Source organism: Qipengyuania xiamenensis, from assembly GCF_019711495.1.
Taxonomy (GTDB): Bacteria; Pseudomonadota; Alphaproteobacteria; order Sphingomonadales; family Sphingomonadaceae; genus Qipengyuania; species Qipengyuania xiamenensis.
This window is the reverse complement of the sequence record NZ_JAIGNM010000001.1, coordinates 399,657-415,538: the sequence shown is the minus strand read 5'-3', so window position 1 is coordinate 415,538 and position 15,882 is coordinate 399,657. Positions and strand designations below refer to the sequence as shown.

The following is a 15,882-nucleotide window of genomic DNA, read 5'->3' as shown; positions in this document are numbered from 1 at the left end:
GCGCTAAGTCATTGAAAAAATGGTGGACGCACTAGGGCTCGAACCTAGGACCCGCTGATTAAGAGTCAGCTGCTCTACCAACTGAGCTATGCGTCCACACTCACGGTCATTTCCGCGTTTCGCCCGGTGTTACGGGCGGCCCCCGACTCGGGGGAGGCGCTCATATAGCGGCTGTCTCGACGAATAAAAGGGGCAAAATGCGATCAGGCCACATTGCGGCGTTTCATGGCCTCGAAACCCTCGAGCAGAAGGCGGATTTTCGCGCCGAAGGGATCGCTGGGATTGTCGACGATGTCGATGACTTTGCCGTACTCGAGCGTGCGCAGGGCGGCAAACGCTTCGTGAAGCGGCAGGCCCGTTACCTGGTGGATTTCCCAGACGGTGCTTTCCTGACCGGTCCGGGTGCGTTCGCACACGCTTTCGAGCACTGCCCGGCATGCGCCATCGCCTGCAAGATCGGCGATTGCAGCACAGTCCAGGTCATCAATGTTGATCGGGCGCTCCGTCAGAGCGCGATTTCGATCGGGCACGGTAATTCCCTTTGCGAATCACAACGCGCTCCCCCTTCGCTTGATTGGATAGTTCGAGGCAGATATATCGCTTGCCGGGCGAATAAAGTCCCCTTGGTGGGTGACGTCGCCCAAGGTCGTAGGTTAAATGCAGGAATTTGCAGCAGATTTCGAGAAAATCGACGACTGCGAGAAGATTCTCGCATACGTATACGCATTCGCTGCGGAACGCGGCGCGACGGCCCTAAGCTACCATTATTTCCCGCGATTTGAGTCGCCGAATTCCGAGCGAACGTTCGTTCACGGGGTGGGGTTCTCGGAAGGTGTGCTCGAGGCATTCGTCGAGGAGGGGTTGATGAAGATCGACCCGGTTCCTGCGCTGGTGTTCGCAAATCCGCCCGTCCTGAGCTGGAACAGGGCTGCCGCGATGACTGCAGATGATCCGGTTGCGGTTCGCTATTTCGAGCGAATGCGGGAGTTCGGGGAGCTGAACGGGGTCAGCTTTTCGCTCTATGGACCGCAGTCGCGCGATGGATACGCGGCGATAGTTTTCGAGCGACCGCCCAAGGAGATGCCAGAGGGACTGATAACACTTCTTCACGGCGTCCTGCAGGCAGCCCACGTCAAGATTAGCCAGATCACGGCGCAAAGCGAGGAAGCCGTCGATCTGTCCGAGCGCGAACTCGAGGTCCTGCACTGGATGTCGATGGGCAAGAGTGCCGCCAATATCGCGGCGATCCTTTCCATATCGCCCGACACGGTGAAGACATATGTGAAGCGGCTTTACGAGAAGCTCGACGTCGGAGACAAGGTCGCCGCAACGGTGAAGGGACTAAGGCTCGGCCTCATCCACTTCTAGCCGCTCAGGTGATCAGTCCTGTCCGCGGTGCATTGCGGTTCCAGCGGTGCACCATCATCAATACGCCGATGCAGATCATGTTGGTCATCATCGAACTGCCGCCGTGGCTGATAAAGGGCAGCGGAATGCCGACCACGGGGGCAAAACCCATCACCATCAACAGGTTGATCGCGACGTAGAAAAAGATCGTCGCGGTCATCCCGGCCGCGAGCAGTTTCGAGAACCGGTCGCTGGCCGCACGGGCGACCGACAGGCCCCAACCCAGGATGACTGCGAAGGCGCCCAGGACGAAGAGGCCGCCCACGAACCCCCATTCCTCCGCCATGGTGGCGAATACGAAGTCGGTATGCGGCTCGGGCAAGTAATTGAGATGGCTCTGCGAACCCTCGTTGAAACCTTTGCCGAAGATACCTCCGGACCCGATCGCGATCTTGGATTGGGTAATCTGGTAGCCTTCGCCGAGCGGATCGCTTTCGGGATCGAGGAAAGTCGTCACACGGTCCTGCTGATAAGGCTGCAGGGCGAAGAAGAAGGCCAGAGGGATGGCCGCAATTCCGGCGATCCCGGCAAAAATGAACCACCTGATTGGCAGTCCTGCAAGGAACATCACGACCCCGCCGCCGAAGGCGATTGCCAGGGACGTGCCGAGGTCGGGCTGCAAGAGAACGAATGCCATCGGGGCAAGGATAATGCCGCCCGCCGGTAGTATGGCGCGCCAGTTGGGGATCATGCCGACAGGCAGCGAACCGTAGTAATGGGCAAGCGCCACCACGACAGCCGGTTTCATCAATTCGGATGGCTGGATACGGATCGGGCCGACCTCGAGCCAGCGCTGGCTTCCGCCGCCGACCTGACCAACGATCTCGACGGCCATCAGCAGCAGCAGGATCACGAGATAGGCGGGATAGGTGAAAAAGCTGACCAACGGCTTCGACAGGCGCGAGATGACCACTGCCATTGCGAAGAGCACAACGAATCGGATCAGGTGGGACTTCGCATAAATATCGAAATCACCGGCCGCTGCAGAAGTCAGCACGAGCGCGCCAAAGCCGATCAGGCCGAACAGCGGGAACAGCATCTGCCATGGCTGCCGCGCAATCGGCTCGGGTACGATCCCGCTCATTGGCTGCCATCCTGAGGTGTCTCTGCGGCAGCAGCGGCTTCCGCCTGGCGATCCGGCGTTTGGGCAGAGGGCGGGGCGCGGCTGATCTGGCTGCTCGCCTCGTCATCCTCGCGGCGCCGGTTGGCGCCTTCGGCCAGTTCCTTGTCGGGGCGCGCTGCAAGGCGGGCTTCCGCCTCGACCTGGTCGAAGATGTCCTCGTCGCGTGTCGGGACCGGTGGGACCGAAGCCCCGGCCGCAGCCGCATAAGCGCGATATTTGGAATCGAGGCGTTGCTGAGCGGTGCCGCCCCATTGTTCTTCGAGAGCGCGCAGGGCTTCCATCCCCTTCGCCGGATCGAAGAGATAGGTCATCACGTCGCGCGCAATCGGATAGGCGGAGCCCGACCCGCCGCCGTGTTCGATAACGACCGCGCCTGCGTATTTCGGCTTGTCGAATGGAGCGAAGAACACGAACAGCCCGTGATCGCGATACTTCCATGGACCGGACTTGCCGTCCGAGATACTGAGCGAGACCACCTGTGCGGTACCGGTCTTGCCAGCCATTTTGATGTCATCGAAAGGCAGGCGCGCACGGCCTGCGGTGCCCGGGCCGTTGACCACATCGCTCATGGCCTGGCGAACGTATCCGATCTCCTCGTCGCTGAACGCGAAATGTTCGAATTTAGGCTTGTCCTCGGTCAGCCTCAGTCGGGGCACGACCCTGTCGCCGGTCGCGAGCCTTGCACTCATGACAGCCAGCTGGAGCGGATTGACGAGGTAGTAGCCCTGACCGATCGAGGAGTTGACCGTGTCATAAGGCTGCCACTCGCTTTCGCGCCTCCGCAGCTTCCATTCGGGCGAGGGGACCGTGCCATAGAACTGGCTGGTGACGGGCAGGTCGAATTCCTCACCCAGTCCCATCTTGTGGGCCCACTCGGCGACCTTTTCGAAGCCGACCTGCTGGGCGAAATGGTAGAAATAGCTGTCGCAGCTCTGGTAAATGGCCTTGGCCATGTCCACGCGGCCGTGGTTGCTCCAGCAATTGAAGAAGCGGTTGCCAATGCGGCGGCCGCCATTGCACATGATCGCTTCTTCAGGCTTCACGCCCGCATCGAGGAACGCCATGCAGTGCATCGGCTTCACCGTCGAACCGGGCGGATAGAGCCCCTTCAGAACCTTGTTGCGAAGCGGCACACGTTCATCGTCGCGAAGCATCGCATATTCGACGCGGCCGATGCCCTGAGAAAAGCTGTTCGGGTCGAAGCTGGGCATGGAAGACATGCACAGCACGTCGCCCGTTTCGCAATCGAGCACCACGCATGATCCGCTTTCGAGACCGATGCGGCGCGCTGCATAGTCCTGCAGGGGGCCGTCGATCGTCAGGCGGACAGGGTCGCCCTGGACGTCCTCGCGGGTTTCGAGATCGCGGACGATGCGGCCCGAGGCGGTCACCTCGACACGCCGTGCTCCGGGCTTGCCCTGTAGATCCTGCTCGAACTGCTGTTCGAGCGCGTCCTTGCCAATCTTGTAGCCGGGCGTGATCAAGATCGGGTCGGGGCGTTCCTCATACTCTTCCGCCGACGCCGGACCGACATAACCGAGCAGGTGCCCGACGCTCGGCCCGGTCGGATAGAAGCGCGAGAAGCCTCTTTGCGGTACCACGCCGGGCAGGTCGGGCAGGCGCACGCTGATCGCGGCGAACTGGTCGTAGTTCAGGCCGACCGCGACTTCGACAGGCTGGAAGCCACGCGCGTCATCGACGCGCTTGGTGATGTCGGCCACGGTCGTGTCGGGCAGGTCGAGAATGTCTGCGAGAGCAGAGAGTGTCTGCTCCGGATCATTCATCCGGTCGGGGATGACGTCGACGCGGAAGTCCGCTCGGTTGGAGGCGAGTGGGGCGCCATTGCGGTCGAGTATCCAGCCGCGGCGAGGGGGGATGAGCGAGAGGTTGACCCGGTTGCTCTCGGACTCGAGCACCCAGCGCTCGTTCTCGGCAATGGCGATATAGGCCATGCGGGCGGCGAGGATTGTGCCGATCCCGCCCATCGCCCCGCCGATCACGAAGGTGCGACGGTTGAAGGCGTTTTCGAGCGTGGTCTGGCTGACCAGTTCGCGCGGCTTTGCGCCGATCTTGCGACGACCGAAGATACCCATCAGACGCGCTTCCAGCGCTTCAGGCGCAACTCGTCGAGCCGCGCCACGATGCGAGCGAGGATGGGAAACAGCAGGATCGAAAGGATAAGCTGGGGCACGAGAGCGACGAGAGATGGAATAGAGGGCGACGCGCCGGACAATATCCAGCCCAGCAGCAGATAGCTCACGGTCAATATACCGGCCGTGAACCAGTCTTGCCAGAATGCGCGCCACGGAAGGCGCAGTTCGATTGCCTCGATCACCAGCATCGTCACCGACCATAGCAGGATCGCGAAACCGAAGGGCTGGCCGCTGTAGAGATCGTCGAACAGGCCGAGGGGGAAGCCGGCCCAGATCGGCAGTAGTCCCGGGCGCACGAGCCGCCATCCGACCAGCATGAGGAAGCCGAGGGGAGGGACCATGGGCAGGGCCGCAGCGATCGCGAAGATCGGCAGGAGCGATGCCAGCATGATGCTGGCCCAGGGAATGACGTTGGCGAGGAACGGCGAGTGCGAGCGATTGATCCTGCTGCCGTATGCGTCGCTGCGCGCGCGCGGATCGTTGCGCTCCATCAGTCGCCCAGCTCTTCTTCGATCGGCGTGGTCGCCCCTTGGGCTGCGTCAGGTTCGAAGATCGGCTCGATGGCGACGAAATCGGTCGCGGCCGGATCGCTGACGATCCGGGCGAGACCGCCGTCATCGGTGATCTCCGTCACGATCGCCACGGCGATGCCGGGCGGATAGTAACCGCCGGCGCCGCTGGTCACGAACATGTCGCCGGGCTGGAGCGGGTTTATACCGAGATTGATGAGCTTGATCCTGAGCAGGCTATCGCCGCGCCCTTCGGCAAAGGCCACGACTTCGTCGCCGGCCCTGCGGACAGGGAGCACGCTTTCGCGGTCTGTGAGCAAGAGAACTCGCGAGGAGCTGCCGCCGGTTTCCAGGATACGGCCCACAACGCCGCGGGGACTGCGTACGGGCATGCCGACCGCAACGCCGTCATCCGAGCCGGCTCCGAGGTATGCAAACCGGCGCGTGCTCGATGAAGAGGAACCGATAAGGCGGGCAACCGTCACCGGCGTGCGATCTTTGTCCTGCAGGTCGAGCAAGCCTTTCAGTCGGACATTTTCCTGTCGAACAGCCTCGGCTTCTTTCAGGCGAATGCGCGCCAGCTCCATCTCGCGGCGGAGATCCGCGTTCTTGGAGCCGGCGCGATAGTAGCCGCTGATCGCATCCCACAGGCCCTTCGAACCGGTGCGCGCAGCCGCCACGGTTTCGGTCGCCGGAGAGGCCGCGTCCTGCGCCATACCTCGCGGACCTCCGAACAGCGTTGGCTGGAAAAAGGACAATCCAAGCAGGATGGCGCCCAGCAGGGCGCCGATCCCGGCAAAAATATAGCCGGTGAACAGATTGTACTGCGCCCGCTTGGAATAGCTGGAGCGCCGCTGGCCACTCGGCGCCATTGCCTGCCCCCTTGCCTTATGCGGTCATCAACACGCCGCGATAGATCGGATCTTCCATGGCCCGACCGGTGCCGATTGCGACACAGGACAGCGGATCTTCCGCGATGGTGACCGGAAGTCCGGTTTCGTCGCGAAGATACTCGTCGAGACCGCCGATAAGCGCGCCGCCGCCGGTCAGGACGATGCCCTGGTCGACGATGTCGGCTGCCAGTTCGGGGGCCGTGTTTTCGAGCGCGATACGCACGCCTTCGACGATCGCCCCGATCGGTTCGCTCAGTGCTTCGGCGATGTGACCCTGGTTGATGGTGATTTCCTTGGGCACGCCGTTCACGAGATCGCGGCCCTTGAGCGTGATGCTTTCGCCGACGCCGTCTTCGGGCGGGCGGGCAACGCCGTAATCCTTCTTGATGCGCTCGGCAGTACTGTCGCCGATCAGCAGGTTGTGGTGTCGTCGGACATAGCTGACGATTGCCTCGTCCATCTTGTCACCGCCGGTGCGGACCGAGGTGGTATAGGCAAGGCCGCGAAGCGAGAGAACCGCAACTTCGGTTGTGCCGCCGCCGATGTCGACGACCATCGAGCCGACCGGCTCGGTGACGGGCATGTCTGCGCCGATGGCGGCTGCCATGGGTTCGAGGATCAGGTACACTTGCGAAGCGCCGGCGTTCGATGCGGCGTCACGGATTGCGCGGCGCTCGACCGAGGTCGAACCCGAGGGGACACAGATCGTGATCTCGGGATAGCGCATCAGGCTCTTGCGGCCGGTGACCTTCTTGATGAAGCTCTTGATCATCTCTTCGGCAACGTCGAGGTCGGCGATCACGCCGTCACGCAGCGGACGGATGGCTTCGATGGAATCGGGCGTCTTGCCCATCATCATCTTCGCATCGTCACCCACGGCCTTCACGCGCTTCATGCCGTTGATGGTCTCAAGCGCGACCACGCTCGGCTCGTTCAGCACGATGCCCTGATCCTGCACATAGACCAGCGTGTTGGCGGTACCGAGGTCGATCGCCATGTTCTGCACGCCGAATTTGAAGAGGTTGTTCCAGAAGCCCATTTTAGTTCGATTTTCCGTGTACTGCAGGGGTTGCGCAAAGGGTGAATCACGCCGCGTGCGCGCGCCCGGGGGGAAGCGGTGGCGGTGCTTTAGCTATATTACGCTCCGAAAGCCAAAAATTTCCGTAAAAGCTGCGGGGGAAAGCGACACGCATTGTCTCGGATTTCCGGCACTTCGCCGCTATACCGGAAAATCCATGCCACAAATTCGTCGACTGCCCGATAATCTCGTCAATCGCATCGCTGCCGGCGAGGTGGTTGAGCGTCCCTCTTCGGCACTCAAGGAGCTGGTCGAAAACGCGATCGACGCGGGGGCAACGCGGATCGCGATCAAGCTGGTCGAAGGCGGACTCACGAGTCTCGAAGTGACCGATGACGGCTGCGGGATGACACCCGAAGAAATGGCACTCGCGCTCGAACGCCACGCCACTTCGAAACTGCCCGACGAAGCTATCGAACAGGTCGCCACTCTCGGCTTTCGTGGCGAGGCGCTGCCCAGCATTGCCAGCGTCGCGCGGTTCACCCTTGAGAGCCGTCCATGCGGTGCGGACGATGGCTGGAAGCGCGTCGTCGATCATGGCGAGCTGGTTTCCGAAGGACCGGCTGCCCTGCCGCCCGGAACACGGGTGAGGGTGGAGAATCTTTTCGGCAAGATACCCGCGCGCCGAAAGTTCCTGCGTACACCGCGCAGCGAGTATGCGGCCTGCGTCGATGTAGTGAAGCGCCTCGCAATGGCGCGGCCCGATGTTGCGATCACGCTGGATCACGGAGACAGGCGTATTCTCGGCCTGCAAGGCGGGGAGGGACTGGCGAACCGCGTTGCGCAGGTCGTTGCGCGCGAGCTCAAGGAAAATGGGGTCGCGATCGACCTTGATCGTGGGGCTATGCGCCTGACAGGCATTGCCGGCCTGCCGACCTACAATCGCGGCATCGCCGATCACCAGTACCTCTTCGTCAACGGGCGCCCTGTGAAGGATCGCCTGCTGACCGGCGCGGTGCGCGGTGCTTATGCCGATATGCTGGCGCGCGACCGCCACGCCGTCCTCGCACTCTTCCTCGAGATTCCGCCAGAGGACGTGGATGTGAACGTCCATCCGGCGAAGACCGAGGTGCGGTTTCGCGATGCGCAGGGCGTGCGCGGTTTCATCGTGTCCGGCCTCAGGCAGGCCTTGGCGACAGGAGACCGCAGGAGCGCACAATCTCCCGACGCGAGCGCCATGTCGCGCTGGCAGCAGGAGCCCGTGCGCGACGAACCTGCGCCAGCGCTTCGATCGATCTTTGAGGGCCGCGACTGGTCCGCCCCGCAAACGCGCGTGTCCGAGCCGGTTCAGCAGTGGCGCGGTGCGGAAGGCGGGGTCATGGCCGCTCCCCAGGGACGCGCAGAGGAAGCTGCGCCGGTCGCCGAAGAAACGCAGGACTTCCCCCTCGGCGTGGCCCGCGGCCAGGTTGCCAACACCTATATCGTGGCCGAAGCGAAGGACGGTCTGGTCCTTGTCGACCAGCATGCAGCGCATGAGCGACTTGTCCTTGAACGACTGAAGGCCGCCGGTGCCGAAGAAGCCGTGGCGCGCAGCCAGGCCTTGCTGATTCCGGAGGTCGTCGAACTGGACGAGACCAGCTGCGATAGGCTCGAGGAAGCTGCCGACACACTGGCGAAGCACGGTCTCGCCATCGAGCGCTTTGGCCCCTCGGCCATGCTGGTTCGCAGCCTGCCGCATGCCATCGCGCGGACCGATCCGGAAAAGCTCCTGCGCGATATCGACGACGATCTCGCGCTCAACGGCGAAGCGCTACACCTAGGCGAGAAGCTCGACCTGGTCCTCGCCACCATGGCCTGCCACGGCTCGGTCAGGGCAGGGCGCGTGCTGCGCGTCGACGAAATGAATGCGCTGCTTCGCGAGATGGAACGCACTCCGCGCTCGGGCCAGTGCAACCATGGACGGCCCACGTGGGTTAAACTCTCGATGGAAGACGTCGAAAAGCTTTTCGGGAGACACTGATGCGCGCGATTGCAGTTGCCCTCTCTCTGCTTGTTGTGGGCTGCACCGATCCCCTTTCCGAGGCGGAGCGCGAGGATGCCGTGGCTGAAGTCGAGGCTAACCAGCAACCGCCGGTAGAACAGTTCGAGCCGGAACCCATTCGCTACCGGGAAATCGAGAAGTACGGCTTGTTCGGCGCCGGTTGCAGTTTTGCCCCTGATGGCGGCGGACTCGGCGCGGTGGCGATCGCCATGGCGGACGAGGGCTACATCATTCGCGACGGCGACCTTCTGCGCTTTGCCGCCGATGCTGGAAGCCGCGAACTGCCCTATCTGGCGCGCAGCAAATATACCGGGCTGGAGTACAGCTTCATCCTCGACCTCGACGAGGCAGGCGGCGAGCAGAGCGGCATGGAGACCACCGATTACCGCGGTTCGCTTGTCGTGAGGGATGCAGGCGACCGCATGGTCTACGAGGCTGATGGCCTCGTCCAGTGCGGCGCCTGACCTAGTCCGAGCCGCCCGGTTCGCGCGTGCGGATCAGCCCGTTCGAGACCATTTCAAGGACCATGTCGCCATTCTGGTTGAATGTGCGGATCAGGCTCTTGAAGATGCCCATTTCAGGTCGCGAGGCGCTGCGGCGCTTTTCGATGATCTCGGTCTCGCAGCGCAGCGTATCGCCCGGATAGACGGGCTTCTTCCAGCGCAGGTTGTCCACTCCGGGCGATCCGAGACCGGCCGATTTCTCGTCCTTCATGTTCTCGACCATCATCGCCATGGTCATCGAACACGTATGCCAGCCGCTGGCCGAGAGCCTTCCAAAATGCGTCTGTGCGGCAGCCTCGTCATCGAGATGGAAAGGTTGGGGGTCATACTTGGAGGCGAAATCGATCACCTCTTCGCGAGTGACCTCGTACCGGCCGAAAGCGTTTTTGGTTCCGACTTCGATGTCTTCGTAGAACTTCATAGCCCGTCTGATGGCTCACAGGGCAGGGCGAAGCAACATCCAAATGCCCATGCCGACCATGGCGAGGTTTTCTGTCAGCGAGACGAAGCCGAGCGGGACATTCCCGCTGCCTCCCACGCAAGCACACTTGATGTCGCGCTTCTGGATGTAGACCGCGTAGAATACGCTGATAGCGCCAACCGTCCCGATGAAGAGGGCAATCGGTATCGATAGCCATGGCAGGATGCGTCCCGCCATGAGCACCGCTGCCGTCGCCTCCAGGAATGGATAGGCATAAGCGTATGGAACCCAGCGCCTGCCGAGTAGGTCGTATCCCACGAACATGCTCGAGAATTGTTCGACATCCTGCAGCTTCAGCATGGCGAGCATCGCCATCGAAAACGCCACGAACCATTCGCCCGTGCGGATGGTGAAGGGCACGTCGTAGACGAAAAAGCTGAGAGCTATGGCAAGTGCAGCACCGACCGCGAAGACGGCAAGCACGGGCGTGTAGCTCTTGCCGCCCTGCTTGCTCTTGTCATAACCGAAGTGCTTGCGCAGATCGGTGTACCCGCCGATCCGTTCGCCGTCGATGAAGGTCTGCGGCGTGGTTTGCACACCGTGACCTTCCTTGAAGGCATCGGTCATCTCGCGCGTGGTGAGGTGGTTGTCTTCCACCTTGAAGCCTTCGCGCTTGAGCAACCACTTCGATTTGATGCCGTAAGGACAGACGTGCTTGTCCATCACCATGCGGTAAAGCTGTGCTGTCTTTGTCATCGCGCCGAAATATACCCCCCTAGGGTATAATTCAAGATCAAGCCCGGAAAGAGGGCACGCCCGCGCTTTCGTCGAGATCGGGGATGATCCTGTAGCGCGCGAGAACGAGGCTGAAGAGCCCGAACAGCATGAGGCCGATCGCGGTCAGCGTGAAGATGAAGCCTTCGCCAGCGAGGCTCGCTACGGCATCGCCGAGCGTCTTCACTTCGCTAGCACCACTCGACATGAAGCCTGCCTTGAACAGCGACCAGCCGATCACCGTGTAGACCACTGCGCGGGCCAGATAGCCTGCGACGCCGAGCCAGCGCGTCGAGGACGGGGCCTGGGCGCTGATACGGTTCATGAACTCGCCGGTGATACCCTTCTTCGCCTGGAAGACGGCCGCGAGGAAGAAGGCGATGCCGAGGATGCCCAGCACGATGCCGCCAAAGTCCATCGAAAGGACGCCGGAAGCAGCCTCCTGCGCTCCGCCACCGCCCGAGCCGCCCGAAGAACCCGAGCCGCTCGTGGCGAACTTGTACGCGGAGTAAGCGAGAACGATATGAGCAATCCCGCTACCGGCATGGCCGATACGCTTGCCCCAGCCCTTGGTATCCGAACCATTGTTTTCGATATCGAACAGGGGGGAACAGAAGCGGAAGAGGGCATAGGCGACCAGACCGATCACCATGATCCAGAGGATCGCCGTGCCGGCAGGATAGTCCTTGATGGCCCGGAAAATCCCGTTCGTTCCTTCCGCGATCTTGTCGGCGCTGGTCAGCGCGATCAGACCGAGGACGAAATACAGGATCGCGCGGCTGAAATAGCCTACGCGCACCAGCCAATTGAACTTTTCGGACTTGTCTACCACCGGAATACTCCCCTTGTTTGCAAGCCTAACGGCAGGGGAGGGGTAAGCGTTCCGCCTTACCTATCAATCGCTTGAAGAAAGGGCCGGAACGAGCGCATCGATGGAGCCGTCGGCCCTCTCGGCCTGGGGCAGGCCCACGAGGTGGCGCAGGAGCGGTGCGACGTCGGTGTTATCGAAAATCGGAACACTCGTTCCCTGCCGGAAAGCCGGGCCGTTCGCGATGAAGATGGCTTCCATCTCCGGCGCGAATTTGTCGTAGCCGTGGTTGCCGCCGGTCCAGCTCGCATTCGATGCAGATCGCGTGATCGTCCAGCCGGTTTCCGGGAGGCAGAAGTAGGGCGGAATGCGCTCGTGCGTTCCGTAGTTGTAGCGCGCCGGGATGTTTTCCTTCGCCCAGCAAGTCATGTTGTCATGATCTGCAAGGATAGCATCGCGGAATACGTCTTCCATACCTTCGGCCGGTTCGAAGGTCGCGTAGGCACCAGCTTCGACCAGCCGGTAAAGCGAGCTGTCGAACAGTTCGTCGAGAGCGATGACGCGCTCCGAACTGGTCGGGGCCATGCCGTGATCCGACACGATGACGAGATTGGCGGGCTGGCCCAGCGCCTCAAGCCCATCGACCAGCATGGCGATATGGCTGTCGACATCGCGCAGCGCTGCGTCGATTTCTTCACCCGCAGGGCCGCCATCGTGACCGGCGCTGTCGACCGTATCGAAATAGAGCGTCAGGAATTCGGGGCGGATTTCCGCCGGACGGCGCAGCCAGTCGAGCACCGAGTTCACGCGCTGCGTATTGGACACCTGCATCGAGAATTGCTGCCAGTCGCTCGGCAGGATTCCGTCCGTCACCGGCCCATAACGCACAGCGGTGCCACCCCAGGGAACGGCAGAGCCGGGCCAGAACATGGCGGCGCTGCGAATGCCGGCTTCTTCGGCTTCGACCCAGACGGGCTTGGCCTCGTTCCACCAGTAGGGATCGACCGTCGCCATGGTGAACGGCTCTGCGGGCTTGCCCTTGTCTTCCATCCGGTTGGCAGTGATGCCGTGGTGGTCGGGGACGAGGCCCGTCACCAGCGTCCAGTGGTTGGGGAAAGTCTTGGTCGGGAAGGACGGCCGCATCGCTGCGCGCACGCCGTCATCCGCGATTTCCGAAAGCGCCGGCGTGATACCGCGATCGAGATATGTGGGATGGAACCCGTCGATCGACACGAGGATCGTCACCGGTTCGCGTTCTTCCGCCTGCATGGTGGCCGAGGCACTTTCGACCTGCGGTGCACATGCCGGAAGCGTAACTGCCGCTGCTAGGGCGAGCGCGGTGACGAGTTTTTTCATTGCTGGCCTTCCTGCCGGGATCAGACGTTGAACTTGAACAGCATCACGTCGCCGTCCTGCACAAGGTATTCCTTGCCTTCCTGGCGCAGCTTGCCCGCTTCGCGCGCGCCGCTTTCGCCGCCCAAGGCAACGAAGTCGTCGTATGCGATGGTCTCGGCACGGATGAAGCCGCGTTCGAAATCGGTGTGAATCTCGCCTGCCGCCTGCGGAGCTTTCGCACCTTCGGGGAAGGTCCATGCGCGGGCTTCCTTGGGGCCGGCGGTGAAGAAGGTGTTGAGGCCGAGCAGCTTGTAGCCCGCCTTGATCACACGGCTGAGGCCGCTTTCTTCCAGACCCAGTTCGGCGAGATATTCCGCGCGATCTTCGGCATCCATCGCGACCAGCTCGCTTTCGATGGCCGCCGAAACGACGACTGCCTGTGCGCCTTCGGCTTCGGCCTTCTTGAAGACGAGCTCCGAGAATGCATTGCCCTTGGCAGCGTCTTCTTCGCCGACGTTGCAGACGTAGAGGACCGGCTTGGCGGTGAGCAGCTGTGCCTGTCGCAGGACGCGAGCTTCTTCCTCGTCATTCGGTTCGGTGAGGCGGGCGGGCTTGCCGTCACGCAGCAGCTGAAGTGCCTGTCCGAGGACACTGGCGATGATCTTGGATTCCTTGTCACCCGCCGTCGCGCGTTTCTCCGCTGCGGGAACGCGCTTTTCGAGGCTTTCGAGGTCCGACAGCATCAGCTCGGTTTCGACCACTTCGGCATCGGTGATCGGATCGACCTTGTTGGCGACGTGCTGGATGTCGTCGTCCTCGAAGCAGCGCAGCACGTGGACGATTGCATCCACCTCGCGGATGTTGCCGAGGAACTGGTTGCCGAGGCCTTCGCCCTGGCTTGCGCCCTTAACGAGGCCCGCGATGTCGACGAAGGCGAGCTGCGTCGGGATGATCTTGGCCGACCCCGCGATCGCGGCAATCTTGTCGAGACGTTCGTCAGGTACGGAAACCTGGCCCACGTTCGGTTCGATCGTGCAGAACGGATAGTTCGCGGCCTGTGCAGCCTGCGTTTCGGTCAATGCATTGAAAAGGGTGGACTTGCCGACATTCGGCAGGCCGACGATCCCGCAACGGAAACCCATCGATTACTCCGGAAATAATGTGCTTGGCCGCGCCCTTAGCGATGCGCGCGCAAGATTGCCAGAGGATCAGACGTTGTGGACCGCCTTGATCAGGGGGCCATAGGGAGATTCGCCAAGCCAGCCGACCTGCACCTTGGCGCTGACCTCGTTGATCGGGACCTGTGGCTTGGGGCCGGGGTGGACTGGCTTGCGCAACGGCCGTGTGCCCGGAGGCATCGCGATGATCGCCGCGATGGCATTGGGCACATCCATCGGATCGGTATCTCCGCCGCCTGCGCCGCGCTGGCGCAGTTGGTCTATCATCGCGGGATAGCCTGCAAGATGCCTTTCATCGGCGCGTTCGAGGAGTCCCATGGTAAGCCGGTTGGCATTGTCCCAGATCTTGGTCGGGTAACCGCCCGGCTCGATGATCGTGACGTCGATATTGTGAGGTACCAGCTCGTAAGCCATTTGCTCGCTCATGGCCTCGAGTGCGAACTTCGTGGGCGAGTATTGGCCGAAACCCGGCACCATGACGCGCCCGAGCTGGGATGTAACATTAACAATCTGGCCCGACTTTGCCGCACGCATGCCGGGCAATACGGCGCGCGCGAGTCGGTGCGGGCCGTAGACATTGGTATCGAACAGGAGCTTGGTCGCTTCCATGTCCTGAACCTCGATCGGACCTGCGGTCGAGATGCCCGCATTGTTGACCAGCACATCGATCGCGCCGCCCGCAATCCGTTCAGCCCCGGCGACACCTGCGGCGACCTGTTCGTCGCTGGTGACGTCGATCTCGATGACGTGAAGATCGAGCGATTCAGCTTCTGCTAGCTTGCGCAGTTCGTCGGCCTGGGGGCGGGGGAGGTTCCGCATCGTGGCGAAAACCTTTGCACCCTTGCGCGCGAAGTCCTCTGCCATCAACCTGCCGAAGCCGGAAGAACACCCCGTGATCAGCACGCTCTTGCCGGACATATCGGCAGGCGGCGTCATCATGTCGTCCTGCGCGGCGCGGGCTGCGACCGCGACAACTCCGGTGGCAGCGGCTCCGGCGAGCAGGCTGCGGCGATTGATCTGGGGCATGTGGGTCTCCTCTTTGCAGGAGGCCCTAGCACATCATTCCTGCATGCGCAGCGCGACATCGTTCATGAAGCGCGCGTCGTCTCCCTTGGCTAGCCATTCAGCCTCTGCGCCGATTGCTCCGAGCATACCGGCAAGATCATCCATCTCGCTCTTGGCGTAGTTGCCGAGGACATGGCCGGTGACACGGTCCTTGCTACCGGGATGGCCGATGCCGATCCGCACGCGGCGAAAGTCGGGGCCGAGGTGCTGATTGATGGAGCGCAGGCCATTATGTCCCGCAAGTCCGCCACCACGCCGGACCTTCACCTTGAACGGTGCGAGATCGAGCTCGTCATGGAAGACGGTAAGATCCTCGATGTCGAGCTTGTAGAAGCGCATCGCTTCACCGACGGCGCGGCCGCTTTCGTTCATGAAAGTCGCCGGCTTCAGCAGGACGATCTTCTCGTTACCGATCCGGCCTTCCTGCACCCAGCCGGAGAACTTCTTCTGCACCGGGCCGAAGCCGTGCATCTCGGCAATCGTATCGCACACGATGAAGCCGATATTGTGCCGGTGCATCGCATATTGCGGTCCGGGATTTCCAAGGCCTGTCCAGATCTGCATTTTTGTCCCTTAGCACGCTGCGCGTGCCCCTCAAGCGCCGGGCGCGACGCGCCTGCGTCGCTTGGCTTCGCCGCATAAGCGGCGGCGCGC

The 15,882-nt window shown here is 62.2% G+C and carries 16 protein-coding genes and 1 tRNA gene; 3 read left to right on the top strand and 14 right to left on the bottom strand.

The features are described 5' to 3' along the window. Positions 1-20 precede the first annotated feature (20 nt). Together K3165_RS02050 and K3165_RS02045 are read right to left on the bottom strand one after the other, a co-directional pair. Positions 21-96 (bottom strand) — tRNA-Lys (locus K3165_RS02050). Positions 97-203: 107 nt separating this feature from the next. Then, positions 204-530: a hypothetical protein gene (locus tag K3165_RS02045; RefSeq protein ID WP_221547205.1), complete on the bottom strand. Its 327-nt coding sequence runs from the start codon at positions 528-530 to the stop codon at positions 204-206. A gap of 127 nt (positions 531-657) precedes the next feature. Here K3165_RS02045 and K3165_RS02040 point away from each other — a divergent pair, with 127 nt between their 5' ends. Next, on the top strand, positions 658-1,368 hold the full coding sequence (locus K3165_RS02040) for a helix-turn-helix transcriptional regulator (RefSeq protein WP_221547204.1): 711 nt from the start codon (positions 658-660) through the stop codon (positions 1,366-1,368). Positions 1,369-1,372: 4 nt separating this feature from the next. Here K3165_RS02040 and rodA read toward each other — a convergent pair whose 3' ends face one another. From rodA to K3165_RS02015, 5 genes are read right to left on the bottom strand one after another with little or no spacing between them, the layout of a single operon-like run. Further along, complete coding sequence (gene rodA / locus K3165_RS02035) at positions 1,373-2,491, bottom strand: rod shape-determining protein RodA (protein ID WP_221547203.1); 1,119 nt, start codon at positions 2,489-2,491, stop codon at positions 1,373-1,375. After that, positions 2,488-4,623: a penicillin-binding protein 2 gene (mrdA, locus tag K3165_RS02030; protein WP_221547202.1), complete on the bottom strand. Its 2,136-nt coding sequence runs from the start codon at positions 4,621-4,623 to the stop codon at positions 2,488-2,490. Before mrdA ends, rodA begins: the two co-directional genes overlap by 4 nt. Beyond that, entirely contained in the window at positions 4,623-5,174 is a 552-nt protein-coding gene (locus K3165_RS02025; protein WP_221547201.1) for a rod shape-determining protein MreD, read from the bottom strand. Before K3165_RS02025 ends, mrdA begins: the two co-directional genes overlap by 1 nt. After that, on the bottom strand, positions 5,174-6,064 hold the full coding sequence (gene mreC / locus K3165_RS02020) for a rod shape-determining protein MreC (RefSeq protein ID WP_221547200.1): 891 nt from the start codon (positions 6,062-6,064) through the stop codon (positions 5,174-5,176). Before mreC ends, K3165_RS02025 begins: the two co-directional genes overlap by 1 nt. A 16-nt stretch (positions 6,065-6,080) precedes the next feature. Then, positions 6,081-7,124, bottom strand: a complete 1,044-nt coding sequence (locus K3165_RS02015) for a rod shape-determining protein (protein ID WP_221547199.1) — start codon at positions 7,122-7,124, stop codon at positions 6,081-6,083. A 196-nt stretch (positions 7,125-7,320) separates the two neighbouring features. Here K3165_RS02015 and mutL point away from each other — a divergent pair, with 196 nt between their 5' ends. Together mutL and K3165_RS02005 are read left to right on the top strand one after the other, a co-directional pair. Further along, positions 7,321-9,123 (top strand): DNA mismatch repair endonuclease MutL, encoded by a 1,803-nt coding sequence (gene mutL / locus K3165_RS02010; protein ID WP_221547198.1) that lies wholly within the window; start codon positions 7,321-7,323, stop codon positions 9,121-9,123. Beyond that, positions 9,123-9,608 (top strand): hypothetical protein, encoded by a 486-nt coding sequence (locus K3165_RS02005; protein WP_221547197.1) that lies wholly within the window; start codon positions 9,123-9,125, stop codon positions 9,606-9,608. The genes mutL and K3165_RS02005 overlap by 1 nt, the downstream gene beginning before the upstream one ends. Position 9,609: 1 nt before the next feature. Here K3165_RS02005 and K3165_RS02000 read toward each other — a convergent pair whose 3' ends face one another. From K3165_RS02000 to pth, 7 genes are all read right to left on the bottom strand, one after another. Then, entirely contained in the window at positions 9,610-10,068 is a 459-nt protein-coding gene (locus K3165_RS02000; RefSeq protein ID WP_221547196.1) for a MaoC family dehydratase, read from the bottom strand. A gap of 15 nt (positions 10,069-10,083) precedes the next feature. After that, positions 10,084-10,824 (bottom strand): MauE/DoxX family redox-associated membrane protein, encoded by a 741-nt coding sequence (locus K3165_RS01995; protein ID WP_221547195.1) that lies wholly within the window; start codon positions 10,822-10,824, stop codon positions 10,084-10,086. A gap of 37 nt (positions 10,825-10,861) precedes the next feature. Continuing rightward, entirely contained in the window at positions 10,862-11,674 is an 813-nt protein-coding gene (locus K3165_RS01990) for a DUF1206 domain-containing protein (protein ID WP_221547194.1), read from the bottom strand. Positions 11,675-11,737: 63 nt separating this feature from the next. Then, the gene (locus tag K3165_RS01985) at positions 11,738-13,006 is read right to left on the bottom strand and encodes an alkaline phosphatase family protein (protein ID WP_221547193.1); all 1,269 of its coding nucleotides are present in this window, start codon (positions 13,004-13,006) and stop codon (positions 11,738-11,740) included. 20 nt (positions 13,007-13,026) lie between these two features. Then, positions 13,027-14,127, bottom strand: a complete 1,101-nt coding sequence (ychF, locus tag K3165_RS01980) for a redox-regulated ATPase YchF (protein ID WP_221431228.1) — start codon at positions 14,125-14,127, stop codon at positions 13,027-13,029. Positions 14,128-14,193: 66 nt separating this feature from the next. After that, complete coding sequence (locus K3165_RS01975; RefSeq protein WP_221547192.1) at positions 14,194-15,189, bottom strand: SDR family oxidoreductase; 996 nt, start codon at positions 15,187-15,189, stop codon at positions 14,194-14,196. Positions 15,190-15,222: 33 nt separating this feature from the next. After that, a complete protein-coding gene (pth, locus tag K3165_RS01970; protein ID WP_221547191.1) occupies positions 15,223-15,792 on the bottom strand; it encodes an aminoacyl-tRNA hydrolase in 570 nt (189 codons plus the stop codon). Between the last annotated feature and the right edge of the window lie 90 nt (positions 15,793-15,882).